Here is a 23,188-nt window from a genome sequence, read left to right as displayed (position 1 = left end):
GCATTCGCATGTTCATGCATAGGCAGCAATTGTGGCACGAATCGCCCAGAAACCGTCATTTCCGCCGTCCTCCAACTCTCTAGACTGGACCTGCTATGCAACTTCACATGTCCGGAGGGCATGCCATGCGTGAACCTGTGATTGTCGGAGGAGTTAGTGCTCCGAACTCGGACATCGCCGCCAAAGCCGCTTCGCTCGTCGAAAGGGTCCATTCCACAGCGATGATGCATCACGTGCATCGGACATGGTGGTTCGCCGAATTCCTCGGCAGGAGGCGAGGTCTGAAATACGATCGCGAAGCGGTGTACCTCGCGTCCCTGCTTCACGATCTGGGCCTTACGGATGAATTTGCCGCAGACCAACGCTTTGAAGTGGACGGCGCCGATGCGGCCAGCCGCCTTTTGCTGGCCCATGGCTACCCGGAATCGAAAACCGAACTCGTATGGGACGCAATCGCGCTTCACTCTGCTGGCGGCCTCGCCGACCGCAAGCAGCCAGAAATCGCTCTCGTCTATATGGGCGCCCATCTCGACGTCTTTGGACTCTTTCTGGACGAAGTCACGCCCTCACTCATCGATGACACGCTCGCGCTTTACCCCCGTCTCGGATTTAAAGCGGCGTTTACCGAAGCGTTGGCTGAAGTTGCGAGAAAGAAACCCCATACGACTGTGGGCACTGGCATCGCCGATATCGGGCGTCGCCACGTACATGGTTTCGACGTTCCGAACGTGTGCGATCTGATCAATCATGCTCCGTTTGAAAGCTGACATCACGCGTCGCTAGCGCGCACTCTGCCTGGGACACGACAGATGTGGCGCGCGAAGCGCGTTTCTGCGCTCCTCTCTTTCGCGCTCGGCCACGGTGTCAGTTGATGTTGGAAGGGCGCGCTTATGAACTAAGGCGCTGGCCCTGAACGTTGTGGGAGATCCGCTCGTGGCAGCAGTCCGTCTTCACGGAGCGCAAACAGGCAACAGCCGAAGAGCGGCCTTTGCCCTGGCGGAGGCGGATTTTATCCTCGCCCAGGCAAACGCGATCATGCTGTATGTAGCGAGTCGATCTCGCAAAAGGCTAATACCTGATTCGGGCCCGGCAGCAGGCCTGTTTTTCGAGCGCCTGCTTTATTTCGTCACTGAAGTTATCGCACCCAACCGCAGCGCTTTTTCCCTGACACGAGAAGGTGACGAACACAGCGCCGGATTTTTAGCCGGCCGCTCGCTCGAGGCTCTCGTTCAGGCCGAACGATTCGTCAGTGACGCCCCATACATGGCGGGTGACGGCTTCACACTCGTCGACATCGGGGTCTACACGAGCGCCTTTGCAGTGCGGTATGACATCGACTGGCCTGGATTGCCGTTGCTCAATGCCTGGTTCACGAGGATCAACGCGCGGCCCGGCGTCGTTCGTGGCAGGGGAGCGTCCTAGCGCGGCTCTCATTCAAGAACGGCAAGGTCTTACGATTCCACCCGAAAATTGCCTGCCCAGCCATCAGCGTCAAAAAGAACTTGCAACTAGGAGCATATGCTTCTATATTGACTGCAAGGAGCATATGCTCTTAATTTAAAAGGATCAAGATCATGAACGAAGCGACCATTCTTGTAAGCGGAGCAACCGGCCGTACCGGCGGTGCGGCCATCGACGAACTGCTCCACATGGGCAGGCGTGTACGCGCTTACGTGCGCTCGGACGACGAGCGGGCAGCGGCGCTGAGGGCACGCGGCGTTGAAATCGCCGTCGGAGATTTCTCCAACATCGATGACATCCGTGCGGCTATGGAGGGTGTCAGTTCAGCGTACTTCCTTCACCCGATCGCGCCTGGGATTCTTGGCGCTGCAGCCTATTTCGCGCAGGCCGCGAAGGAAGCTGGTGTCATTGCGATCGTCAACATGTCGCAGATTTCGGCGCGGCGAGAGTCGACCAGCCATGCGGCACAGGACCACTGGATTTCGGAGCAGGTCTTCGACTGGTCGGGTGTGCCTACGACGCATCTGCGGCCCACCTTCTTTGCGGATTGGCTCGTCTACCCGCATTTCGCGAAGGAAATCTGGGCCAGAAAGAAGATCGATTTCCCTTTTGCGAACGGCCGCCATGCCCCGATCAGCACCGACGACCAGGGACGGGTTATTGCCCACATTCTGGCGAGTCCCGCAGGCCATGGCGGCAAGACTTACACTCTCAACGGTCCGGTGGAGATGAACCATACGGAAATCGCTGCAGCCATGAGCGAGGTGCTCGGCGTGGCGATCGAATACGTTCCGACATCGATAGAAGATTTCAAGCGACAGATGGAGCAGGTGTACAAGTTCCCTCCGTTCCTTGTGCAGCACCTTGTCGAAGTCGCGCAGCACTATCGGGAAGGGGTGTTTCAGGGTACTAACGATGCCGTCGAGAAGATCACCGGAACGCCGGCGCTTTCCGTCCCAGCTTTCATTGAGAAGTATCGCAGCGCTTTCGCCTGACGAACGCGCAAAGAGCGTGGGCAATTTAACTAACGTTGAGGAGGAAACGAGATGCCGCCGGAAAACCAACCCATCGGGGTCGATCAATGCAACTGCTTTGCGGTGAGGAAGGCGGCACGTCAGATCTCGCGTCTTTACGACGCCTGTCTCCAGCCATCCGGCCTTCGCATCACGCAATTTCTTATCCTGGCGACCTTGAATGAACAGCGGAGCGCCTCGGTCAATGCCCTGGCCGAACGCCTCGACATCGAACGGACCGCGATGGGAAAGATGATCGGTTTTCTGGAGCGCGATGGTTTTGTGACGATGCGGCCGTCTCCCACGGACGGTCGCATTCGAATCGTCGAACTCACCCCGGAGGGAACGGATCTTTTTGAACGGGCGGCGCCGCTCTGGCGCGAGGCGCAGCATCAGTTCAGCGTCTTGAACGGGCCGAAAAATGTGGCCGTGCTGCGTCGCAGTCTTGCGCAGATGAAGGTCGACAATGGGACGGCATCTTCGCTTGAATGATCGCTTTTCTGGCTGTTTCGTCGACTGTGCGGTTCGAATCGACAGTACCTTGCGTTGCGATCTCAAACGTAGCCCTGCAGCGGGTCAGCTTTGCAAGGGCAGACTGACAGCGGGAACGACTTAACCATACGGAGGACAATCGAATGTCGAAGACATGGTTCATCACAGGTGCAAGTAGCGGTTTTGGACGCGAGCTTGCAGAGCTCCTTCTCCAGCGCGGCGACCGCGTCGCGGCGACGGTTCGCAAACCCAATGCTCTCGAGGACCTTGCCGCGCAATATGGCGAACGTCTTTGGGTCGCGATCCTTGATGTCACGGACAGCTCAGCGGTGCGTAGGGTCATCGACCGCGCGTTTTCGGAGCTGGCGCGTATCGACGTCGTCGTAAGCAACGCGGGCTATGCCTTGTTCGGCGCCGCCGAAGAAGTCGGAGACGCGCAGATCGAGCGACAGCTCGATACGAATCTGCTTGGTTCGATTCAGGTTGCGCGTGCGGCGATCCCCAACCTGCGGCGGCAAGGTGGCGGTCGAATCATCCAGATTTCGTCGTCAGTCGGCCAGGCGGCGTACCCGACCATGGGCGTCTACGCCGCCACCAAGTGGGGCATTGAGGGCTTTTTCGAAGGTACGAGGCCGGAGATCGCCCCGTTTGGCATCGAAGTGACGCTGGTCGAACCTGGCGCATCGCGCACCAGTTTCGCCTCATCGAGCGCGGACATGGCGCAGGCATTGGACGTGTATGACAAGACGCCTGCAGGAGAATTTCGCCGCATGACGGCGACAGCCGGCCTCGCCATGTTTCCGGGCGATCCACGCAAGGTTGCTTCGGCGATCATCGCATCGGCGGACCAGCAGCCGGCGCCGAAGCGGCTGACGTTGGGGAGTGACGCGTACGCACTCGTTCATAAAGCCCTGACTGAGCGTCTCACCATGCTCGAGGCCCAAAAGGAACTGGCGCATTCGACCGATGTAGACGGTTTGCGGCATGGGTAGCCGCTGGGCTCAGGCACTGCATACCAGCCGGCTGATATGCAGTGCGGAGCGGCCGGTTCGGAAGCTGAGGTCATCGTAGATGGACTGTGGCGCAGCCATCGAAGTCGCCGATGTTCTGTGCACCGTCGATAGCTGCGATCCGCTCATGAAGCGCGTTCACAGGCATGACGACGAAAGTGTTCTGCTCAAGTCGTGCCGCTGACGGAATATGCGGACTGGGTGACGTGCAGTAAGCGGTCGACGAAGGACACCCTTCCATCGAGCGGCTGATTCACAGATTAACATCAGCACCCGGTGTAAAGACAAATCAGGATGGCTAACTCGTCAACTTCTTAACGATGGAACTCCGCCCTCGCTTCCAGTGACCTAAGAGCGGCGTTCTTAAAGACCGCATACGACGTGCAATGCAAATCTACACAGTCGAAGCGATGCACGCTGAGGTCTGTCCGCTGCCGTTGCGGGAAACCGTCCAGCCAAAGCCACCGTCAGTGTTGAGAGGATCAATCGCCGAAACAGCCGTCAGTGATCGGCCAGGAAGAGACTTTGGTCCGATCTTGCGCCAGCACATTGAAATGGCCGCTGCGCATCAGCAAGCAGTCAGTGTTCATGGATCAAAGCACTATTTCTAGCCGTTTGTCGTCGTTTCCTTCGCATTTCGCGTGACGTAATGGCGAAACCACGCGTGGCCTGCGTCGTTCTGATAGCGCTCGTGCCAGTAAAGCGAGATTCGGATAGGCGGCACCGCAATAGGTACTGGCCTGAGAACAAATCCCTGTCTGGCGAACTGGAGCGCGACCGACTCAGGCAGGTTCGCGATCAGGTCGGAGCGCGCGACAACCGACGGCGCCGCGAGATAACTCGACATTGTCATGCGCACACTGCGCCGCTTGCCCATCTGCTCCAGCCTGCGATCGAGCAGTTCGCCTGCATTTCGTGTGTGTGCGGCCAGATCGATATGGCCATAGCATAGCCACGCGTCCAGGCTCCAGTCCTTGTCGAGCGACGGGTGCCCTTCGCGCACGATGCAAACGACTTGATCCTCAAATAGCGGACGCATGCGCAGCGTGCTGCCCGGCGTCGGGTAGTAACCCGCGACGAACTCGACGTGATTCGATTCCAGCATGGCCAGCCCGTGATGCGGTTTGGCGGGCACCACGCTCAGCGAAATATTCGGCGCCTCGTCAGTGAGCGTCGCTGCGAGCGCCGGCAGCAGCGCGAACTGGACGTAGTCGCTCGCGTACAGCGTGAAAATGCGGCGCGATTGCGCAGGGTCGAAGTGGCCGCGCTCCAGCGTCACGTCCAGCCATTGTTCGAGAAGCGGTCGAAACTGCGCCGCAAGCGCCGTCGCTCGATCGGTCAGCACGGTGGCATTGGCTTCCCGAACCAGCAGCGGATCGTTGAACACGCGGCGCAAGCGCGACAGCGCTGCACTCATCGCCGATTGCGTGATGCCCAGATGCTCGGCTGCCCGCGAGACGTTGGCGCAGCGGACCAGCGCGTCGAGATGAAGCAGAAGATTGAGGTCGGGAATTTTTTCCATTGTCTACAAATGCTGTCGATACCAGTATTTATGGCGTTGCTGCTGACCGCGTTTGCCGCGCCTTACCATCATTTCATCGTTTCAGCGGTGTGACAGCTTAGCGTAATCGCCAGTTGTGACGTCTCTGACTATCCGCATGAACGACTCATTCCACGGCAAGGGCATCAAACATCATGTATCGAATCGGCATTGACGTCGGCGGCACCTTCACCGACTTTGTGATCACCGACGAACGCAGCGGAGACACCTTTTTCCACAAGGTTCCATCGACGCCGTCCGACCCGTCCGAGGCGATCGGCAATGGCATCGACGAGCTTCTGGTGATGCGCGGACTGTCGGCCGCAGATGTCTCGCACGTCGGCCACGGCACGACGGTCGCGACCAATCTGATCATTGAGCGCAAGGGCGCGCTGACTGGACTCATCACGACGGCGGGCTTTCGCGACGTGCTGGAAATCGGCCGCCAGACGCGTCCGCATCTTTACGACTACAGCGTCGGCAAGGCGCCCGCGCTGGTGGCGCGCGAGCATCGCATCGAAGTGGCGGGACGGATGGACGCGCAAGGCAACGTGCTCGTGCCGCTGGACGAGAACGCGGTACGTGAAGCCGCCAGCCGTCTGCGCGATGCCGACGTGAAGGCAGTGACCATCTGCTTTCTGCACGCGTACCGCAATCCGACGCACGAGCGTCGCGCACGTGAAATCGTCGCCGCGGAGTTTCCCGACGCCTATATCAGCGTGTCGAGCGACGTGCTGCCCGAATTCCGCGAGTATGAGCGGCTGTCCACGACGGCGCTCAACGCGACCGTCGGCCCTAAGATGGCGCTCTACCTCGAACGCTTCCTGCGCCGCGTGAGAGAACTGGGCGTGGCCCGGGCGCCGTCGACGGTGCATTCCAACGGCGGCTTGATGTCGATTGATACGGTGCGGCAGTTCCCGGTACGCACGTGCCTGTCGGGTCCTGCCGCGGGGGTAGTCGGCGCGGCGGCCGTTGGACGCACTATCGGCTTTCGCAACCTCGTCACATTCGATGTCGGCGGCACCAGCACCGATGTTTCGCTGATCCATGACGGCGCGCCGCTTTTCACGTCGACGCGTGCAGTCGCGGGTTATCCCGTCAAGACGCCGATGGTCGATATCCACGTGATTGGCGCGGGCGGCGGCAGCATCGCGATGATCGACGATGCCGGTTCGCTGAAAGTCGGTCCGCACAGCGCGGGCGCGGTGCCGGGCCCCGTCGCTTACATGCGCGGCGGCGAACAGCCGACGATCACCGATGCCGAAGTCGCATTGCAACGCCTGAATCCCGTGGCGTTGCTCAAGGGCCGCATGCCTGTCGACGCCGAAGGCGCGCGCCGCGTGATCGGCCAGCGCGTCGCCGCGCCGCTCAACCTGCCCGTCGAAGACGCGGCGGAAGGCATCATCCGCATCGCCAACGCGAACATGGCGCGCGCGATCCGTTCCGTTTCGACCGAGCGCGGCTACGACCTTGGCGAATTCGCGCTGTACGCGTTCGGCGGCGCGGGTCCGCTGCACGCGTTGGAAGTAGCCGAGGAGTGCGGTATTTCGACCGTGATCGTGCCGCAGGAACCGGGGACGATGTGCGCGCGCGGCATTCTGCTGTCGGACGTGTCGTTCGACTTCGTGAAAAGCCAGATCGCGCTGATCGACGAAGCCGGCTGGCCCGCGATCGTCGATGCGTTCGCGGGCTTGCGCGAACAGGCCGACGCGTGGCTCGAACAGGAAGGCGTGCCACAGCCGCAGCGCAGCTACGTGATGGCAATCGATGCGCGCTACGTCGGTCAGAACTTCGAAGTACAGGTGGCGATGCATTCCGTCAATTTCGGCGATTACGCTGCATTCGAGATGGGCTTCCGCGACGCGCACACGCGCGAATATGGTTACGACGTGCCGGATCGCGCAATCGAAATCATCAACTGCCGGTTGAAGGCCGTGGGCGCGGTGCCGAAAGCGCCGCTGTCGCCCGCAGCCGAAGGCGCCGATGCGTCGGTCGCGCTCGACGGCGAGCGTCGCGTCTATCACGGCAAGCAGCACGGCTGGCTGATGACGCGCGTCTATGACCGCGAGCGGCTCACGGCCGGCGTCACGTTGCAGGGTCCCGCCGTCGTCGAGGAGATGAGTTCGACGACCGTGCTTGCGCCGACGCACTCACTGCGCGTCGATACCCACGGCAATCTGATCGTGCGGGTCGCCTGAGCAGGTTTGAACATTCAAGAAATACGAGGAACAACCATGAATGCCGCTTCCCACGCAATGCCTTCCGAAGACGCGCTCGCCGATCCGATCGAAATGGAAGTGTTCGCGAACCGGCTGCTGTCGATCAGCGAAGACATGAACAACACGCTGGTGCGCTCGTCGTTCTCCACCAACATCAAGGAGCGCAAGGACTGCTCGGTTGCGCTGTTCGATGCGGGTGGACGTCTCGTCGTGCAGGGCACGCAGATTCCGCTGCATCTCGGCTCGCTGAACGGCGCTGTCGAATCGGTGCTCGCGCAGTATCCCGGCAAATCCATCGCACCCGGCGACGTTTTCATCTGCAACGATCCGTATCTGTCTAACGGCAGCCATCTGCCCGACATCAACATCGTTACGCCGGTGTTCTCCGACGGCGAACTGGTGTTCTTCGCAGCGAACGTCGGCCATCACGCGGACGTCGGCGGCGCGGTGCCGGGTTCGATCGCAGGGGGGCTTCGCTCGATTTTCGAGGAAGGCATCCGGATTCCCGCCGTCCGCATCTCGCGCGGCGGCGCGCTCGACGAAGACATGCTGCGTCTGCTGTGCAACAACACGCGCGATCCCGAAGAGCGCGCGCTCGATTTGCGCGTGCAGATCGCGACCAATGCGCGCGGCGCACAGGCCGTCGAGCAGCTGATCGCGCAAATGGGCCTCGACGCCGTGCGCCGCTCCGTCGACGATGTGATCGGCTATACGCGCCGCCGTCTGCGTAACCGCATCGCAGAATTGCAGCAAGGCGTCTATCGCTTCGAGAGCTTTCTCGACGACGACGGCTTGGGCGGCGGCGAACCGGTGGCGATCGCGGTCAGCATCGAAGTGAAGGGCAGCACGCTGCATTTCGACTTCACGGGCTCGGGCAAGCAGGCGCGCGGCGCGATGAACCTGCCGTACAACGCGCTCAAGGCGTGCGTCTACTATGCGGTGAAGGCGCTGCTCGATCCCGAGTTGCCCGCTAATGCGGGCCTGTTCGAGCCGATCACAATTCATGCGCCGATCGGCACGATTACCAATCCTGCGCCGCCTGCAGCCGTCGGCGCGCGCTCGATCACCGCACAGAAAGTGGCCGGCGCGATCTTCGGCGCGTTTCGTGGCGTGCTGCCCGAGGAACGCATCATGGCGTCGTCGAACGACTGCTGTCCCGCGATCGTATTTTCGGGTCCGTTGCGGTCGCGTCCGGGCTCGTTCGTATATCTGGAGACGCTTGGCGGCGGCAGTGGCGCGCGTTACGAAGTGGACGGCATGGACGCCGTGCACGTGCATATGACGAATACATCCAATCTGCCAGTCGAGGCGCTGGAAAACGAATATCCGCTGCGTGTCGACGAATATGCCCTGATCGCCGATTCGGGCGGCGCGGGACGCACGCGCGGCGGCCTCGCCATCGCGAAGCAGATTTCGGCGCTCGGCGAAGGCATCGTGTTCTCGGCGCGTTCGGACAGTCACGTGACGGGTGTCGCGGCGGGCGTAGCCGGCGGACTCGACGGACGCCGTGCGCGGCTCGTGAAGGAGACGGGCGGCAGCAGCGTGGAACTGTCGTCGAAGACGGCAAACATCGCGCTCGCCGACGGCGAAAGCGTGCGTCTTGAAACGTCGGGCGGCGGCGGCTACGGCGCGCCGCTCGAGCGCCCGCGCGCGGCCGTCGAGCGCGATCTGCGCGACGGTAAGGTTTCGGCGGCAGTGGCACACCAGGCGTACGCGTTTTCGCCTGCGGCGGGGGCACGGTGAGCACGCCGAAGAGTACGCCGACGAGTGCGCAACACGCCGCTCACACGCGCTTCGCCGTGATCGGCGGCGGACTCGTCGGCTCGGCGATCGCATACGGGCTTGCGCGGCAAGACGAAGAGGTCACCGTGTTCGACGAAGGTGATCTCGCGTTTCGCGCATCGCGTGCCAACTTCGGGCTCGTGTGGGTGCAAAGCAAGGGGCTCGGTATGCCCGAGTACGCCGCATGGACGCTGCGTTCCGCAATGCTATGGGTGCAACTCGCGAGCGAGCTGATGGAAATGACGGGCGTCGATCCGCAACTCGCGCAGCCGGGCGGCCTGCACATCCTTCTGTCCGATGACGAATGGGCGCGCCGCAAGACGTTCCTCGAAAAGCTCCACGCGCAGCCGGGTTTTCCGAAGTATCCGTGGCGCCTGCTCGATCGCGCGGAGCTGAAGTCGATGTATCCGGGTATCGGGCCGGAAGTGGTCGGCGCGAGTTACACGCAGTACGACGGCCATGCCAATCCGCTGCGTCTGCTGCGCGCGCTGCATACGGCGTTTGCGCAGAAGCGCGTCGTGTATCGGCCGCATCATGCGGTCGACCAGATTGAACCGCTTGCAAACGGCGGCTTTGCGATTCGCGCGGCAGGCAAGCGCTACACGTGCGAGCGCGTGATCGTGGCAGCGGGTCTCGCCAACGCGCGGCTCGCGCCGATGGTCGGGCTGAATGTACCAGTGCGTCCGCAGCGCGGCGAGATCATCGTGCTCGAACGGATAAAGCCGTTCTTGCGCCATCCCATTCTCACGTTGCGTCAGACCGCCGAAGGCACGGTGATGATTGCCGAAGCGAAAGTCGAAGCCGGTTTCGACAAGAGCACCGACATGGGCGTGCTCGGCGCGCTCGCGCGTCGCGCGGTGAAGACGTTCCCGGCACTTGAAGAAGCGCGCGCGGTGCGTATGTGGGGCGCGTTGCGGGTTCTTTCCCCGGATGGTTTTCCGATCTATGCGCAGTCGACGCAATATCCCGGCGCGTTTGCCGCGACCTGTCACAGCGGCGTGACGCTGGCAGGCGCCCATGCGCTCGACCTCGCGCCGCAACTCGCGGCGGGTGAACTCGATACGAGCATGGAGCCGTTCTCGCCGACGCGCTTCGCAGAAGGAGTCAGCTATGTTCCGCATTAGCGCGAAGGCGGTAGTGCCGTGCGAGCGTCGAGCCGTGACCTTCGTATTCGAAGATACGACCGTCAACGCGTTCGAAGGACAGACCGTCGCACAGGCGCTCGTGGCCGCGAACGTTGGGGCATGCCGCACGACGCCCGTCAGCGGCAGCGCTCGTGCTCCGTATTGCCTGATGGGCGTGTGCTTCGACTGTCTGGTCGAAGTCGACGGAAAACAGAATCAGCAGGGCTGCCTCATACCTGTATGCGACGGCATGCGCGTCAAGATGCAGCACGGCGAGCGGCTCCTGTCGGTTGATGGCGATGCGAACACGGAGGCCGCGCATGAAGACTGAAGCGCTTATCGATGCAAATATCGATGCACGTTACGACGCGCTCGTCGTCGGCGCGGGTCCGGCGGGCCTGAGTGCGGCGTCACGGCTTGCAGAGAAAGGTCTGCGCGTTGCGGTGATCGACGAGCAGTCCGCGCCCGGCGGCCAGATCTATCGCGCGATCGGCGCGAGTCCGCTGCCCTCGCGTGAGATTCTCGGCGACGATTACTGGCACGGCGAAACGTTGCTCGAGCGCTTTATCGCGAGCAAGGCCGAACATCTCGCGCAGACGACGGTATGGCAGATCGACCGCACTGGCGAGCACTGGCGAATGGCCGTGTCCACGGCGGGCAAATCGCGCCTGTTGTCGGCGGCGTACGTAGTGCTCGCGACGGGCGCGCAGGAACGGCCGGTGCCGGTGCCAGGCTGGACGCTGCCGGGCGTGATGACGGTCGGCGCCGCGCAGGTGCTGCTGAAGACGACGGGCGCGGTGCCGCAAGGCTCGACCGTGCTCGCGGGCTGCGGACCATTGGTGTGGCTGTACGCCGCACAGGTATTGCGCGCGGGCGGCCGGATCGATGCGTTGCTGGACACCACGCCGCGCACGCAACGGCGTTCGGCAATGAAGCATCTGTTCGATTTCCTGCGCAGCGACTATCTGAAGAAGGGCGTCTCGCTGCTGCTCGAAGTGAAGCGCCGCGTCGAGGTGGTCGGCAACGTGGCGACGTTTCGCGCGACGGGTGTCGAGGCGGTGAACGCCGTCGAGTACACGCTCGATGACGGATCGCATGGCAGCGTGGCCGTCGATACGCTGCTGATCCATCAGGGCGTGGTGCCGAACGTGAATCTATCGAATGCGCTTGGTTGCGAGCACGAATGGAACGACGCGCAATGCTGCTGGCAACCGAAGCTCGATGCGTGGCTGCATTCGACGCGCCCGGGCATCTTCATCGCGGGAGACGGCAGCGGCATCGGCGGTGCGCGCGCAGCCGAGGCGCAAGGCGAACTGGCTGCGTTGCAGATTGCGCATCTCGCGGGTGTGCTCGATGCGACGTCGCGCGATGCGGGCGCAAACGAAGTACGCACGGACATTGCGCGTGCAGTGCGAGGCCGCACGTTCTTCGAGACGTTGTACCGGCCCGCCGACGCGATGCGTATCCCGCGCGGCGAAACGCTCGTGTGCCGCTGCGAGGAAGTGACAGCACAACAGGTGGTCGATGCCGCTCGGATCGGCTGTAGCGGGCCCAACCAGTTGAAGGCATTCCTGCGCTGCGGGATGGGACCTTGCCAGGGACGCATGTGCGGGCTGACCGTCGGCGAGCTGTTGTCGAAGGAAACAGATACGCCGATGCCCAAACTCGGCTACTACACGCTGCGTTTCCCGACCAAGCCGCTGACGCTTGCGGAAATCGCCGCATTGCCCGCAACCGAGGGTGGCGAGAAGTCGATCGTCACCGCCTGAGTTCCGCGCTGAAAATTTTGTTGTCTGCTTCAAACGGGCGCCCGTTGCAACGACGCCTGATCTCATCAACCTGGTCGTCTCGACGCGAATTGTTCCGGAGGTGCAGATGCACGCAGCAGTGAATTTATGGCCATTGGTGGGCGTGGCCGTCATCGTGATCGGATTTGCGTTGCGTATCAATCCCATGCTTGTCGTCGTGGGCGCGACGGTCGTGACGGGTGTGCTCGCGTCGATGCCGGTCGTCGCGATTCTCACGCAGATCGGCAACGGCTTCGTCAAGACGCGCAATCTTCCGTTGATCATCATTCTGCCGCTCGCGGTGATCGGCTTGCTCGAACGATACGGGCTGCGCGAACAGGCGCAGCACTGGATATCCAATGTGCGCGCCGCGACGGCAGGGCGTCTGCTGATCTGTTATCTCGCCGTGCGCGAGTTGTCGGCCGCGCTGGGACTGGTGAGTCTTGGCGGCCACGCGCAGATGGTGCGTCCGCTGATCGCGCCGATGGCCGAGGGCGCGGCGGTGAACCGTCACGGTCCGCTGCCCGACGAAATCCGCAATCGGATCCGTGCGTTCGCTGCCGCCACCGACAATGTCGGCCTGTTCTTCGGCGAGGACATCTTTGTCGCATTCGGCGGAATCATGCTGATGCACACGCTTCTCGCGGAGATGAAGGTCGATGTGTCGCCCGTCGCAATCGCGTTCTGGGGTATTCCAACGGCGCTCGCGGCGTTCCTGATTCACGCGGTGCGGCTGTACCGGCTTGACGGACAGATTGCTCGGGCGGTTGCGCCGCACGGCTTCACAACACCGCCCGCCACGGTGCACCGCAGTGCGCCGGTCGCCGCCACGACTTCCGAATCGGAGGGACATTGAAATGATCCTGCGCACCGAATACTTCTACTGGCTGGCGGGCATCATTCTCGCAATCACAGGCGTGCTGATCCTGCTTGATCACACGCATAACCGGCGACTCGGCAGCAGCGCGTTCTGGCTGATCTTTTCCGCGCTGTTTCTGTTCAGCGATCGCTTGCCGGCCGTGGTCGTCGGCGCGGCCGTTGTCGCGGCCGCGCTGATCGCTGGCTTCGGCGGACTCGGGCGCGGCAAGCCTGCATCGCTGTCCGCAGCCGAGCGCAACGCGAGCGTGAAGCGTCTCGGCAACTGGCTATTCGTGCCTGCGCTGCTCGTGCCGATCGGTACACTGATCGGCTCGGTCGCGCTGCCTAAGTTCAAGCTCGGCGGGCTGTTTCTGTTCGATCAGGCGAATCCGACACTTGCGGCATTGGGCCTCAGCGTGATCGTCGCGGTGCTGGTCGCGTGCCGCATCACGCGGGGCACACAGGTCGAATCGATGCGGCAATCGCGGCATCTGACGGAATCGCTCGGCTGGGCGTTGCTGTTGCCCCAGATGCTCGCAGTGCTCGGATTGATGTTCGGCCGCGCGGGAGTCGGCGAAGCGGCGGCATGGCTGACGCATACCTACATCAACACTGACTTCAGACTGCTCGCCGTGATTGTCTACACGTTCGGCGCAGCCATCATGACGGCAATCATGGGCGGCGCGTTCGCGGCCTTCCCGGTTGCGATGATGGCCGTGGGACTACCGGTGCTGATCCATACGTACCACGGCAATCCTGCGGTGGTCGCGGCTATCGGCATGTTCTCCGGCTACTGCGGCACGCTCGTCACGCCGATGGCCGCGCACTTCAACATCGTGCCCGCGGCGCTGCTCGAACTGCCGGACCGTTACGGCGTGATCCGCGTACAAATGATGACCGCGTTCCCGCTCTTGCTTGCCAACGTCGTTCTGCTCTATCTGCTGATGTAAGGGCGCGCTCGCGCTATCCGAAGCCTGTTCCTGCGTTATCCGGCTGACTGGTTCGCCTGATTAGCCCGCTTCACTTCCTGCGCTTATCGAATCTGTCACACGGACGGCTTGCCGTCGCGTGGCGGGGTTTGTCGCGCTCGATTTTCGATGTCCACACAACACTTCTGTACGGGGTCTACTGATGAAAAAGCATGTGTATGCGCAGTCTGTCGCATTGACGTTCCTGCTTGCCGGTTCGGGTCTTGCGCACGCGCAGAGCAGTGTCACGATGTACGGGATCATTGATGAGGGGCTGAATTACATCAGTAACAGCGGCGCCGGCAAGGTGTTCAGCAATACGAGCGGCGTCATTCAGGGCAGCCGCTGGGGCTTGCGCGGCACGGAGGATCTGGGCGGCGGACTGAAGGCCGTCTTCGTGCTCGAGAACGGCTTCGACGCGTCGACGGGCAAGCTCGGGCAGGGCGGTCTGGAGTTCGGCCGGCAGGCGTGGGTCGGTCTGTCGAGCGCACAGCTCGGCACGGTGACGCTCGGTCGTCAGTACGATTCGCGCGTCGACTTCGTCGGGCCGTTCGTTTCCGCGACGCGCTGGAGCGGCGCGTTCGGCACGCATCCGGCCGACGTCGACAACCTGAACAACTCCTTCCGCATCAACAATTCGGTGAAATACAAGAGCCCGTCGTTCGGCGGCTTTGCGTTCAGCGCGTTGTACTCGATGGGCGGCGTGGCGGGTTCGACGGGCCGCAGCCAGATTTACAGCGTCGGTGGCGGCTACACGTATGGGCCGTTCGCACTCGGCGCGGCGTATCTGAATGCGCGCAATCCGAACGTGTCGTACTTCGGCGCGACGGGCACGGTCGCCGCGACGAACAACGGCGTGCCGGGCTCAAACTTCGGCACAGCGCCGTCGATCTCGGGATTCGCATCGGCCTCGATGTATCAGTCGATCGTGGCCGGCGGCGGATTCCAGTTCGGCGCGGCGCACGTCGGCTTCACCTATTCGAACACGGCGTTCAAGGGGTTGGGCGATACGACGTCGGGTCCAAATTCGCTCGGCTACAGGGGCAGCATGCATTACAACAACGCGGAAATCAACGGCGAGTATCGCGTGGGTTCGGCGCTGCTGCTGGGTGTCGCGTACGATTATATGAAGGGCAGCAACATCAGCTCGGCGCGCGGGAAGGTAGGTGGGGCGACCTACCACCAGGTGTCGCTCGGCGCGGACTACTCGCTGTCCAAGCGCACCGATGTGTACGTGATGGGTATGTATCAGCACGCGTCGGGCACGGACTCTACCGGCGGCGACGCGCATGCCGCGATCTACACGATCACGCCGTCGGACTCGGATCATCAGGGCGTCGTGCGAGTCGGCATTCGCCACCGCTTCTGATTGGTGTTCGACGCTTTCTCGACTAAAGGGCCCCGGGGCGCATTTTGCATAGCTGGGGCGATGCAATAATTGCGCGCGAATTCCCGGTTATGAACGTTCCAGCGTTACCTCGGGCCCCCAGCGCGCCGTCTTGATATGCATGTCTTTCAAAGGGTCGAAGCCGACCTGTCGAAGAGTGTCGTATTCAGAATCAGCTACGTGTCACCCTGTGTCCGGCGGGGCAAATGCGCTCGGTAGATGGCTCCAGTGATGCGACCGGTGGTAACGCAAGCGTGGATGACCGTTTTGCTTCAGAATGTGTTGGTGTTCACAATTGCCGCTAGCCGCATTCACAGGGATGCTAGCGGCCAAAACGTCGAATCGCTTGCTGTGTAAGGGAATGCGCTCGATCAGTGCGATTCGATGCCTGTCGCGACGGTACAACAATCATGAGGAAGTTTGTTCAGTAACTCTGCTAGCGCGGCAGAGGTACCTAGATATCAAATCGCATCCACCACGCGATCGAAAAGGCGCTTTTCATAAGCGTTGTTCTATGTCGATGACCGAGCGCATGTTGTCAGCGGCCGCTTCAGCTTTCTATGGTTGCTTTAAAAAACGGTAACTTTAGCGCTTGAATGAAGGGTTATTCTGGTTATCACGCGTCGTAGTGTTCAGCGACAGGCCAGCTGTGCGGACACCCATTATGTGCAAATGAGGCGCTATAGCTGCAAGGCCAAGCGCTATGCTCGCACTGAATTCTCGGGCGTGTGCAACGTACGCTAGCATTATTAGTGATCATGCTAGCGCCGCTATGAACACGGCTAGCAGCAAATCTGAATCCAACATTTTATGTGGCGATCTCGCGCGCAACAAGATCCCTAACCATCGCGTCATCCGCAAACACGGTGCGGTTCGAACCGCCGACGCTGTAACGCTCATAGGGGGCTTGAGGGAATTTTTGACCCATCGAGTTTCAGTAACCGCCTGTGGACGAGTCGAGAGGACGGCAATCTGTTTATACGAAGCGGCGAGATTGGTAGCCGCCTTACTGAGCAAACGGATATCCGTGCCGACTGCGACGAACGTCGCATGTGCGCCGCGGTAGTCCATCGCAATCTCGCGATCCGGCGACAGCACGCCGGCGGCTTTCCCCGCAGCGCGCAGCGTCCGGCTACCCGTTGGGGATCGCGTCGCGGACGCCTGCTGGCCGTCGCAGGTAGTCTGGGACACGGTTCCAGCGCGACGCCCGCGCCAGTGCACTCCCAACGCCCCGAATGCAAACCTCTCAAAACGTCCCATCCGATGACGCGATTTACTGATGTCAGTGAGAAGCACCAATTGCTGCGATCGCTGTCTTCACCGAATCGTCAACGAGTCACCGGTTATGGGAGGTTCCAGCTCAGAAGCGATGCCGCAGACCCAGCGTGGCTGAAGCACTGTCGTCATTGCCGGCGAACGGTCCGTTGAACGTACCACTCACCTTGCTGTACGCACCGGCAAGATAGACGTCGGTTCTTTTCGAGAGAGAATAGTCGCCGGTCAAGAATGCGGAAAACTTATTGCCGCCTTCGCCGTTCGCGTTGACATGGTGCGCAAGGTCGTAGATCGCCGCCGCCTTGATCTGAACTGTCGGCGTCGCCTGCCATGTCGTACCAAGCTGGAAGACATTATCGGTGCGCGGCTCGGTGCTCGATCCGACATTGGTATTGCCGGGATTCGTATATAGTTGGGTGTAAGTGCCGTACGTGGGCGAGAAGTCCTGACCGACGGTCGGCGTGAAAGCGCCGTCGCGACGAGTGTAAAGATAATAGCCGTACCAAATGAGCGACCCGGTCACCAATCCTGCGCCCGCACCGAGATTTGACTGCTTGTTGCCGGCGAAATCCTTCGCCTGCTGCGCGGTCAGTCCACCGGAGAACATGCTTCCTTGATAGTTGACGCCGGCTGCATAAGTCGATCCATGTGACACGTTGCCTGCTTGGCCGCCGAAAGAGTACGCGGCGCTAAACTTCCACCGGCCGATGTTGAGCACGTACTTCGCGGTGTTATCGAGCCGCGAACCCGCGAGCAACTGAACCCACACATCACTTGCCGCTGAATTGCCCCAACCGATGGTATCGAAAGGCAGCAGCGTGTCGAACGGAACGCTGTATTGCCGGCCAAACGTCAACTGCCCGAAATTCCCCTTGAGGCCCACGTAAGCCTGCCGTCCGAACTCCCGGTTGCCTTGCAACGACACGCCGGTCGTCGGATTGAAGCCCGCCTCAATGCGAAAAATCGCGGCCGTTCCGCCGCCCAGGTCTTCTGACCCAAGCAGGCCCCAGCGAGACCCATTGAAGAAACCGGGCCCGAGCGCCACTGAACTGCCGCTGGAGATGGCGCGTCCGTTGGCTGCCGTGGATCCGACCTGATTCGTCTGCCACGATAACGCCGTATCGACCAAGCCGTAGAGCGTGACGCTGCTTTGCGCGTGAGCTGCGCACGTGAAGGCGAATGTAACGGCCAACACACATGTGTTCTTCATTTTTAAAGTCTCCATTATTTGATTAGGCATACGAAGTAAACGTCGTAGAGCGGTTCGAACGACGCGAACGCCTCCGAGTAATCGAAGCCGGAGCGGCGTTGAGCAGCTTCTGTGTTAATCAGCCGATGAGCCGCCCCACGGCCTCCCGATACTCGTCGACGAGGCGTGCCACGACTTCAGCAGCACCCGGCAGATCTTTGATTAGACCCGCCGATTGGCCTAGCTCCACCTTGCCGCGTTCAATATCACCATCGAGCGCCGCCTGCCTGAGCGTGCTGCTCTTGAAAAGCGCATCGTAGGCCTGGTCATCAGCTTCATGCTTGTCGGCGTGCAGCACGTCGTTTGCGAAGCGGTTTCTCGTCATACGTACGGGGAGGTTGCGCATGCCAACGAGCACGGTGCCGTCGATTTCAGTGTCCAGCACGGCGTGCTTGTAGTTTTCGTGAACGCCCGACTCACGCGTCGCGATGAAGCGCGTGCCGAGCTGCACCGCATCCGCGCCGAGCGCGAGCAGCGCGGCGACGCCATAGCCGTCGGCGACACCCCCACCCGCCACGATCGGCACGGAGAACTCCAGCACGGCACGCCGCACGGCAATCAGCGTACTCACGCCGTTTGCGGGCGGATGGCCGCCCGCTTCTGCACCCACGACGACGAGCGCATCGACACCCGCGGCGGCGGCCTTGCGCGCGTGCTCGAGCGTCGAAACCACATGAATCCAACGCGTGCCGATGCGCCGAAAGCGTTCGAGATGCGCCTTCGGACCGCCTTGCGACGCAAACACGACGGGCACGCGCTCCTCTTCGATCACGTCCAGAAAGAGCTCAGCCTGCGGACGATAAAGTGGCAGATTGACGCCGAATACGCCGCCGTTCGTGGCGGCCTTGACTTCACGTACGGCGTCGCGAAACGCGTCGAGATACATCGGACCCGCGGCAATCACGCCAAGTCCGCCCGCGTTGCTCACGGCGGCTGGCAGCGCCGCATTTGATGATGCCCAGCTCATCCCCGCCTGGATAATCGGATAGCGGATGTTCAGCATCCGGGTGAGTCGGGTTTGGATCATGGTTGGTTCCTTTGTCTCGGAGCGCCCATATGAGGGCGGGATACGCGCACCGAATCGCTTTTCAATGCACTGTAAGAATTCGGCGAGTTACATGTTCAAAAGTGGTCGGGACACGATCGCTACGCCTTGCCGTTCGCAAGGAGTCGAGCCGGAATCCCGATCAGCAGCACGATGCTGCCCACGAGAACCACGCAGCCCGCGATCTGAATCCCGAGCGTCAGACTGCTGGACACGGACTTGACGTAACCGATCATGCTCGGCCCCGCGAGTCCGCCGAGCGAGCCGATGCTGCTCACGAGCGCGATGCCTGCCGCCGCGCTCCTGGAAGAGAGATAACTCGACGGGATTGTCCAGAATACCGACAGGCTCGACAGATGGCCCGCCGTCGCCACCGCGAGCAGTGCGACGGAGAGTGTGAGATCGCCGCGCACGAAGGGCAGCGCGATCAGGCCGCCCGCAGCGAGCATCAGCGGGACAGCCGCATGCCAGCGCCGCTCGCGCACGTGGTCCGAATGGCGGCTCACAAGAATCATCGCGACGATGCCGGCGACGGCGGGAATCGCGGCGAGCTGACCGACGATGAGCGCATCGTGGACGCCACTGGCCTGTATGACCATCGGCGCGAAGAAGGCGATGGTACTCGCGAGCACATACGCGCAGAACGACACCAGCCCCGCGATATACACGCGCCAGTCGCCCAACGCGAAGAGCATGCCGCCGTGTTCCTGTCCGTGCCCGGCACGCTCGCGGCGCTCGGCCGCGAGCAGGGCGACGAGGCTCGCTTTCTCGGCAGCCGTTAGCCACGCTGCATCTTCAGGCCGGTCTTCCAGCCGGAAGTAGACGACGATGCCGAGCACGATCGCGGGCAGGCCTTCCAGCAGGAACATCCACTGCCAGCCAGCGAGGCCGTGGGTCATGTGAAAGCTGTGCATGATCCAGCCGGACAGCGGCGCGCCGATCATCGTCGCGACCGGAATGGAGATGAACGACAGCGCGGTCACGCGTGCGCGACGCTCGACCGGAAACCAGTAGCTGAGGTAGAGGATGATACCGGGGAAGAAGCCCGCTTCGGCCACGCCCAGCAGCATGCGCGCGATGTAGAACTCAGTGGGCGTCCGCACGAACATCGTCGCGCTTGACACCGCGCCCCACGTCACCATGATGCGCAGCAGCGTCTTGCGCGCGCCGAGCTTCGCGAGCAGCAGGTTGCTCGGCACTTCGAAGACCAGAAAGCCGACAAAGAACAGTCCCGCGCCGATGCCATAGACCAGATCGCTGAAATGCAGGTCCGCCTTGAACTGGATCTGCGCGATGCCGATGTTCACCCGGTCGATGTAGTTGATGATGTAGCACAAGAAGAGCAGCGGCAGAATGCGGCGGCTGATGGTGCGGTAAGTCGATTCAGCGACGGTAGCGTCGGGGCGCACATCCCCAACGGCGTCCGATACGTACGTCGTCATGTCTCCTCCTGGTGAACGCGTCTCACGCAGTACAATGCTGCGTGAGAGTACTAAGCGTCCGTACTTCGATGAAAGGCCGTTCCCTGGGATGCTTAAGCAAGTCCGAATTCGCGGATGGCATACTCGCGCAGTTTATTTTTCTGGACCTTCGAGCTTCCGGTCATACCGATGTCGTCAAACGAATGGACGATCTGCAGATAACGCGGCACCTTGAAATTGGCGCAGCGGCTCTTGCACCACGCGACAAGTTCCTCGGTCGTCGCCCCGCTTCCCGGGCGCAGTACAACAAACGCCGCCGCCACTTCGCCGAGCCGCGCATCGGGCACACCGACCACTTGCGCGAGTTGTACCGCGGGATGCGAAAACAGCGTCTCCTCGACTTCGGCGGGCGCAACATTCTCGCCGCCTACACGGAACACGTCCTTCAGGCGTCCGAGCATGCGCATGCGGCCATCAGCATCGATCACACCGAGGTCGCCCGTGCGTAGCCAGCCGTCCTCGCTAAACGCCTTTGCCGTTTCCAGTGGTTTGTTGTAATACCCCTTCATCACGCTCCAGCCACGCACCTGGATCTCGCCGGGCGCGTTAGCGGGCTGTACTTCGCCTGTTTCCGTCGATACCGTGCGGATCTCGATGCCCGGATGCGGCGCGGCCCACCCCGCGACGCGCATCTCAAGCGGATCTCGCCAATCGTTAAGCACCACGTTCGGCGACGCCTCGGACTGGCCATATGCGCCAACCATGTACTTCACGCCCATCACATCGTGGATCTTCTGCATGATCTCCGGCCCCGCCGCGGCCCAGCCACCACGCAAGTGGATCCGCTCGCGCCTGAATTCAGGGTGGTTCATCATCATCAGGAAGATCGTGTCGTTTCCGGATGTGAGGGTGCAACGTTCCTCGTCGAGAATGGTGAGCACGGTAGCGACGTCGAATGACGGCACCGACAGCAGGCATGCGCCGGTCACGAGCGCGACGAGCAACGACATGGTCGTGCCCGCGACGTGAAAGAACGGCCGCACGCTGAAATAACGGTCGTCCGCCCGCACGCCGATGCGCTGCGCTGACGCCGCCGCGTTCATCAGCATGTTGTGATGGCGAAGCAGGACGCCCTTCGGAAACGATGTCGTGCCCGAGGTGTACTGGATCAGCAGAGTGTCTTCGGGCGTGACACGATGCGCGCGCGCAGCGGCTTCCGCGCGGGCTTCGGGCGTGTCGGGCAGGGCGTCGAAACGTTCGACGCCTGCGGGAATCGCACGCTCCGTCTCACCGACGAGCACCGCGCGACGCAGGAGCGGCAGCACTTCGCCAGGCAGCGCTGAATCGAAGGCGGGCTCCACGTCGCGCAGTAACTGCGAGTAGTCGATACCGAGGAACGTATCGACATAGAACAGTACGCGTGCGTCACCTTGCTTCAGACAATAGTTCAGCTCGTCGAGCTTGAAGCGAGTGTTGACAGGAACCGTGACCGCGCCGATGGACGCCGCCGCGTAGAAGAGGACAACCCAGTCGACGGAATTGCCCATCAGGATGCCAACATGTTCGCCGTGTTCGACGCCTGCCGAGATCATGCGTGCGGCGGCGCTTTGGACGCGCTCGTAGAGAGTGTGGTAGTCGATCCGCACACCGTCGATGACGAGTGCTTCCGCATCCGGTGTAGCCGCCGCGCGCGCCGCGAGGGTCGAGGGCAGCGTGACCTGCCCGGTGAGGCCGAAGCGTTCGGCGTAGTTAGCGTAGGCGTCATGCATGGCGGGCTTCCTTGTCCTGTTCGGCGCTATCGTTGCTCTGGCCGAATGTCGAAATCGACTGGTTCCAGTCCGACTCTTGCAGCAACGTGTCGATCGCGAGCATCTCGATTGCGAGCGCGCCCGCCGGATCGGTTTCGACACCGCGATCGATGCAATCGCGCGTGAGTCGCATAGCGAGCGCCGGCGCCGCCGCGACGTCGCGCGCCATCTCGCGCACGATGCTCACCGCTTCGCTGGCGGGCACAATTCGCGATACGAGCCCCGCCTGTTGCGCTTCCTTCACGGACAGCGTGCGGCCGGTGTAGGCCATATCCTTGGCGAGCCGCTTGCCGACGATGCGCGGCAGGCGCTGCGTCGCGCCGACCGTGCCCCACAACGCCTCAGGTGTGCGAAAGATCGCATTGTCCGTGGCGATGATGAAATCGCACGCCATCGCGATCTCACCACCTGAGCCGACCGCCGCGCCCTCTACCAGCGCGATACACGGCTTGCCGATCTTCTCGATGGCGTCGTAGGCGGCGAATGCTTTGAGGCGCCGCGCGCGCACGTCGTCGATCGTCATGCCTTTGCGTTCTTTTAGATCGGCGCCCGCGCAGAACACCGGGCCGTTCGCGCGCACGATCACGCAATGGATCGCATCATCGGCGCGCAGTTCGATGGCGGCGGTACGCAACTCGTCGCACATTGCCGCGTTGAGCGCGTTGCGCTGCTCGGGTCGGTTCAGGACGATCTCGGCCACGCCTTCATGGCGTTCGACGATCAGTGTTTCGTTGACTGTCATGGGGTTC

Annotated in this window: 19 protein-coding genes and 1 pseudogene; 13 read left to right on the top strand and 7 right to left on the bottom strand. The window is 62.0% G+C overall.

Annotated elements, in window-relative coordinates:
- Nucleotides 1–125: 125 nt before the first annotated feature.
- The 5 genes from SB753_RS32075 to SB753_RS32055 all read left to right on the top strand — a co-directional run bounded on the left by SB753_RS32075 (nucleotide 126) and on the right by SB753_RS32055 (nucleotide 3,958).
- Nucleotides 126–767, top strand: a complete 642-nt coding sequence (locus SB753_RS32075; RefSeq protein ID WP_410803921.1) for an HD domain-containing protein — start codon at nucleotides 126–128, stop codon at nucleotides 765–767.
- A 166-nt stretch (nucleotides 768–933) separates the two neighbouring features.
- Complete coding sequence (locus SB753_RS32070) at nucleotides 934–1,422, top strand: glutathione S-transferase family protein (RefSeq protein ID WP_410803904.1); 489 nt, start codon at nucleotides 934–936, stop codon at nucleotides 1,420–1,422.
- A 152-nt stretch (nucleotides 1,423–1,574) separates the two neighbouring features.
- Complete coding sequence (locus tag SB753_RS32065) at nucleotides 1,575–2,456, top strand: NmrA family NAD(P)-binding protein (protein WP_410803902.1); 882 nt, start codon at nucleotides 1,575–1,577, stop codon at nucleotides 2,454–2,456.
- Nucleotides 2,457–2,507: 51 nt separating this feature from the next.
- Complete coding sequence (locus tag SB753_RS32060; protein WP_410803900.1) at nucleotides 2,508–2,966, top strand: MarR family winged helix-turn-helix transcriptional regulator; 459 nt, start codon at nucleotides 2,508–2,510, stop codon at nucleotides 2,964–2,966.
- 143 nt (nucleotides 2,967–3,109) lie between these two features.
- Nucleotides 3,110–3,958 carry an SDR family oxidoreductase gene (locus SB753_RS32055; protein WP_410803898.1) on the top strand — a complete coding sequence of 283 codons (849 nt, stop codon included), beginning with the start codon at nucleotides 3,110–3,112 and terminating at the stop codon, nucleotides 3,956–3,958.
- Nucleotides 3,959–4,583: 625 nt separating this feature from the next.
- Here the strand turns inward: SB753_RS32055 and SB753_RS32050 are convergent.
- Entirely contained in the window at nucleotides 4,584–5,498 is a 915-nt protein-coding gene (locus SB753_RS32050; RefSeq protein ID WP_410803897.1) for a LysR family transcriptional regulator, read from the bottom strand.
- Between the two features lie 173 nt (nucleotides 5,499–5,671).
- Between SB753_RS32050 and SB753_RS32045 the strand changes: the two genes are divergently transcribed.
- The 8 genes from SB753_RS32045 to SB753_RS32010 all read left to right on the top strand — a co-directional run bounded on the left by SB753_RS32045 (nucleotide 5,672) and on the right by SB753_RS32010 (nucleotide 15,623).
- Nucleotides 5,672–7,714, top strand: coding sequence for a hydantoinase/oxoprolinase family protein (locus SB753_RS32045; protein WP_410803895.1), 2,043 nt, complete (start codon nucleotides 5,672–5,674; stop codon nucleotides 7,712–7,714).
- A gap of 36 nt (nucleotides 7,715–7,750) precedes the next feature.
- On the top strand, nucleotides 7,751–9,478 hold the full coding sequence (locus SB753_RS32040) for a hydantoinase B/oxoprolinase family protein (protein ID WP_410803893.1): 1,728 nt from the start codon (nucleotides 7,751–7,753) through the stop codon (nucleotides 9,476–9,478).
- Nucleotides 9,475–10,641 carry an NAD(P)/FAD-dependent oxidoreductase gene (locus SB753_RS32035; protein ID WP_410803892.1) on the top strand — a complete coding sequence of 389 codons (1,167 nt, stop codon included), beginning with the start codon at nucleotides 9,475–9,477 and terminating at the stop codon, nucleotides 10,639–10,641. The genes SB753_RS32040 and SB753_RS32035 overlap by 4 nt, the downstream gene beginning before the upstream one ends.
- Complete coding sequence (locus SB753_RS32030) at nucleotides 10,628–10,972, top strand: (2Fe-2S)-binding protein (RefSeq protein ID WP_410803890.1); 345 nt, start codon at nucleotides 10,628–10,630, stop codon at nucleotides 10,970–10,972. The genes SB753_RS32035 and SB753_RS32030 overlap by 14 nt, the downstream gene beginning before the upstream one ends.
- Entirely contained in the window at nucleotides 10,962–12,410 is a 1,449-nt protein-coding gene (locus SB753_RS32025; protein WP_410803888.1) for an FAD-dependent oxidoreductase, read from the top strand. Before SB753_RS32030 ends, SB753_RS32025 begins: the two co-directional genes overlap by 11 nt.
- Nucleotides 12,411–12,516: 106 nt before the next feature.
- Nucleotides 12,517–13,284: a DUF969 domain-containing protein gene (locus SB753_RS32020; protein ID WP_410803886.1), complete on the top strand. Its 768-nt coding sequence runs from the start codon at nucleotides 12,517–12,519 to the stop codon at nucleotides 13,282–13,284.
- 1 nt (nucleotide 13,285) lies between these two features.
- On the top strand, nucleotides 13,286–14,236 hold the full coding sequence (locus tag SB753_RS32015) for a DUF979 domain-containing protein (RefSeq protein ID WP_410803884.1): 951 nt from the start codon (nucleotides 13,286–13,288) through the stop codon (nucleotides 14,234–14,236).
- A 181-nt stretch (nucleotides 14,237–14,417) separates the two neighbouring features.
- Nucleotides 14,418–15,623, top strand: coding sequence for a porin (locus SB753_RS32010; protein WP_410803883.1), 1,206 nt, complete (start codon nucleotides 14,418–14,420; stop codon nucleotides 15,621–15,623).
- A 952-nt stretch (nucleotides 15,624–16,575) separates the two neighbouring features.
- On the opposite strand, the pseudogene SB753_RS32005 reads toward SB753_RS32010, so the two are convergent.
- From SB753_RS32005 to SB753_RS31980, 6 genes and pseudogenes are all read right to left on the bottom strand, one after another.
- Nucleotides 16,576–16,878: pseudogene (locus SB753_RS32005) on the bottom strand (2-keto-3-deoxy-L-rhamnonate aldolase); the annotation flags it as partial.
- Nucleotides 16,879–17,001: 123 nt separating this feature from the next.
- The gene (locus SB753_RS32000) at nucleotides 17,002–18,126 is read right to left on the bottom strand and encodes a porin (protein WP_410803881.1); all 1,125 of its coding nucleotides are present in this window, start codon (nucleotides 18,124–18,126) and stop codon (nucleotides 17,002–17,004) included.
- A gap of 118 nt (nucleotides 18,127–18,244) precedes the next feature.
- Nucleotides 18,245–19,192, bottom strand: coding sequence for an NAD(P)H-dependent flavin oxidoreductase (locus tag SB753_RS31995; RefSeq protein WP_410803879.1), 948 nt, complete (start codon nucleotides 19,190–19,192; stop codon nucleotides 18,245–18,247).
- 119 nt (nucleotides 19,193–19,311) lie between these two features.
- A complete protein-coding gene (locus tag SB753_RS31990) occupies nucleotides 19,312–20,652 on the bottom strand; it encodes an MFS transporter (RefSeq protein WP_410803877.1) in 1,341 nt (446 codons plus the stop codon).
- A gap of 92 nt (nucleotides 20,653–20,744) precedes the next feature.
- Nucleotides 20,745–22,400, bottom strand: coding sequence for an AMP-binding protein (locus SB753_RS31985; protein ID WP_410803875.1), 1,656 nt, complete (start codon nucleotides 22,398–22,400; stop codon nucleotides 20,745–20,747).
- A complete protein-coding gene (locus SB753_RS31980; protein WP_410803873.1) occupies nucleotides 22,393–23,181 on the bottom strand; it encodes an enoyl-CoA hydratase/isomerase family protein in 789 nt (262 codons plus the stop codon). The genes SB753_RS31985 and SB753_RS31980 overlap by 8 nt, the downstream gene beginning before the upstream one ends.
- Nucleotides 23,182–23,188: the final 7 nt, after the last annotated feature.

The organism is Paraburkholderia sp. SIMBA_053 (assembly GCF_046534895.1).
GTDB lineage: Bacteria > Pseudomonadota > Gammaproteobacteria > Burkholderiales > Burkholderiaceae > Paraburkholderia > Paraburkholderia caledonica.
The sequence above is the reverse complement of the archived record's forward strand: the minus strand, read 5'-3'. Positions and strand labels throughout refer to the sequence as shown.

Coding starts and splice junctions, on each gene's coding strand:
- SB753_RS32075 (WP_410803921.1), top strand. CDS start 126: ATGCGTGAACCTGTGATTGTCGGAGGAGTTAGTGCTCCGAACTCGGAC.
- SB753_RS32065 (WP_410803902.1), top strand. CDS start 1,575: ATGAACGAAGCGACCATTCTTGTAAGCGGAGCAACCGGCCGTACCGGC.
- SB753_RS32060 (WP_410803900.1), top strand. CDS start 2,508: ATGCCGCCGGAAAACCAACCCATCGGGGTCGATCAATGCAACTGCTTT.
- SB753_RS32055 (WP_410803898.1), top strand. CDS start 3,110: ATGTCGAAGACATGGTTCATCACAGGTGCAAGTAGCGGTTTTGGACGC.
- SB753_RS32050 (WP_410803897.1), bottom strand. CDS start 5,498: ATGGAAAAAATTCCCGACCTCAATCTTCTGCTTCATCTCGACGCGCTG.
- SB753_RS32045 (WP_410803895.1), top strand. CDS start 5,672: ATGTATCGAATCGGCATTGACGTCGGCGGCACCTTCACCGACTTTGTG.
- SB753_RS32040 (WP_410803893.1), top strand. CDS start 7,751: ATGAATGCCGCTTCCCACGCAATGCCTTCCGAAGACGCGCTCGCCGAT.
- SB753_RS32030 (WP_410803890.1), top strand. CDS start 10,628: ATGTTCCGCATTAGCGCGAAGGCGGTAGTGCCGTGCGAGCGTCGAGCC.
- SB753_RS32025 (WP_410803888.1), top strand. CDS start 10,962: ATGAAGACTGAAGCGCTTATCGATGCAAATATCGATGCACGTTACGAC.
- SB753_RS32020 (WP_410803886.1), top strand. CDS start 12,517: ATGCACGCAGCAGTGAATTTATGGCCATTGGTGGGCGTGGCCGTCATC.
- SB753_RS32015 (WP_410803884.1), top strand. CDS start 13,286: ATGATCCTGCGCACCGAATACTTCTACTGGCTGGCGGGCATCATTCTC.
- SB753_RS32010 (WP_410803883.1), top strand. CDS start 14,418: ATGAAAAAGCATGTGTATGCGCAGTCTGTCGCATTGACGTTCCTGCTT.
- SB753_RS32000 (WP_410803881.1), bottom strand. CDS start 18,126: ATGAAGAACACATGTGTGTTGGCCGTTACATTCGCCTTCACGTGCGCA.
- SB753_RS31995 (WP_410803879.1), bottom strand. CDS start 19,192: ATGATCCAAACCCGACTCACCCGGATGCTGAACATCCGCTATCCGATT.
- SB753_RS31990 (WP_410803877.1), bottom strand. CDS start 20,652: ATGACGACGTACGTATCGGACGCCGTTGGGGATGTGCGCCCCGACGCT.
- SB753_RS31985 (WP_410803875.1), bottom strand. CDS start 22,400: ATGCATGACGCCTACGCTAACTACGCCGAACGCTTCGGCCTCACCGGG.
- SB753_RS31980 (WP_410803873.1), bottom strand. CDS start 23,181: ATGACAGTCAACGAAACACTGATCGTCGAACGCCATGAAGGCGTGGCC.